The 1,679-nt window shown below is 53.6% G+C and carries 1 pseudogene; it reads left to right on the top strand.

The features are described 5' to 3' along the window. Positions 1-1,431: 1,431 nt before the first annotated feature. Positions 1,432-1,679, top strand: a pseudogene (locus tag P3L18_RS28035) (hypothetical protein); the annotation flags it as partial.

The raw sequence follows: 1,679 nt of genomic DNA, 5'->3' as shown, positions 1-1,679 counted from the left end.
CGAACAGATCCTAGAAAAAGCCAACCGTCCAACAACTTCAAACTCGCGCCACTAGGCAGGCACAATGGTCAAGGTAAACGCTGCCGAGGCACAGTCGCCAGGGCTTCTCGTAGTCCGATCGGATGAACTCCGCGAATCTAATGTCAAGGTTACGAACCTTCATGATGTATGGTTCTATCGCCCTCCACTATCAGGCAGGGATCACACTTGTGACAGATCAGGAGAATTTCGTGATCACGCGATCCTCAACATCAAAAACTGCGAAGGTGTTAGTACTAGCTGCGATTGCGTCGCTTATCGGAGCGGTTCTAGCCTCATGCTCTGACGACAATTCTTCCGATTCAATTTGCCAGAGTCAACAGTCGTCGATTAAGTCCGCTCTTCAATCGAGCAACGACGGTTCAACCGGGAAGCCTACCAACGACACCAATTCATACCAGCCCGAGTTCACTTTCAACGGCAGCAAGTGTGACGATGTTACCGTCCATCTAGCCGGTTTAACCTCCGCGATAGATCCTGACTCAAGCGAAGCATCTGGACTATACGAGATGTGCCACAAGGTCAGCGACGGAAAGATTCGAATGGTTTTGGAGTCCGGGGATGGGACGGATATTGCAGCGCCAGCGTCGAACGATCCGAGCCTTCCAATTCAGTGCAAGCCTGCTGTTCGATACGGCATCAAAGCAAAATCCGGGTCCGTCGATTGTCCTGCATCGGAAGGACTCGAGAACACAATTAAGGCCACATCCCCCAAGATTTTAAACGCGTACACTTCCTATTACTCATGTTCCATCGAAGCTCGAACAACAATCTCCCTGAGCGACAAATCCGAAGCAGATCCTGTTTGCGATGCTGCTCTCAACACTGCAAAACAATACCTAGCCTCGCACAAGGATCTACAGGTAGCTTCTTTAATCCTCACAGCAAAAGATAGTGGTCGGCAAATTCTATCCGGAGGCGTTTTAGGAGCTGACACTGATCAATCTGGTCAATGTGAATCATCGACAGAAGGCGATTAATGGTACCGGCCCGATTCTGAGTTGCAGCCACCAGGTAAAGGTTCGTTAGCTGTTCGGCGAGTGTTCCTGCTCTCGACCACTCGGTTCGTCGGAAGTTCCACACCTCGCAGTAGAGCTGCCTACTCGCCCTGACGCTGACATCTACTTGCTCTACGCCGCCTTCTTGATCTTCTCGGCTTCAGCCTTGGCGTCAGCGATAACCTTGTCAGCTTCTGCCTTAGCCTCGATCCACCGATTTGCTTGTGATCGGTCGGTGAGGGATAAACGAAATGCCCTGTCTGAGTGACAGAATGGGACTTCTCTAGGGTTCCATCCACACACGCAGGAGGGCATCTCGTAGATGCGATTGTCTCACACTCACCCGGTCCGGTCTGCATCCTGTGACGATCCGAATCTCCTCGCCGCTGCGGGGGTGGTGCCGGTGATGGCGCTGGCCGAACGCGCCAGCTTGTCGGAGTTGGCGCGTGAGCATCTGAGCGTGCCCACCGACAAGGGCGCCCATCCGGATCGGAAGGTGTTTTCCCTGGTGGCGGGGATGGTGGCGGGCGCTGACAGCATCGACGACATGGCCGTGTTGCGACACGGCGCGATGGGCAAGGTGTTCGACTGGGGTTCCCCCGAAAAAATGGACACGGTTAGCTTGATTGCTGACTTGCGTGC

Source organism: Gordonia sp. N1V (assembly GCF_029269935.1).
Taxonomy (GTDB): Bacteria; Actinomycetota; Actinomycetes; order Mycobacteriales; family Mycobacteriaceae; genus Gordonia; species Gordonia polyisoprenivorans.
This window is presented reverse-complemented; position numbering and strand designations above follow the sequence as displayed.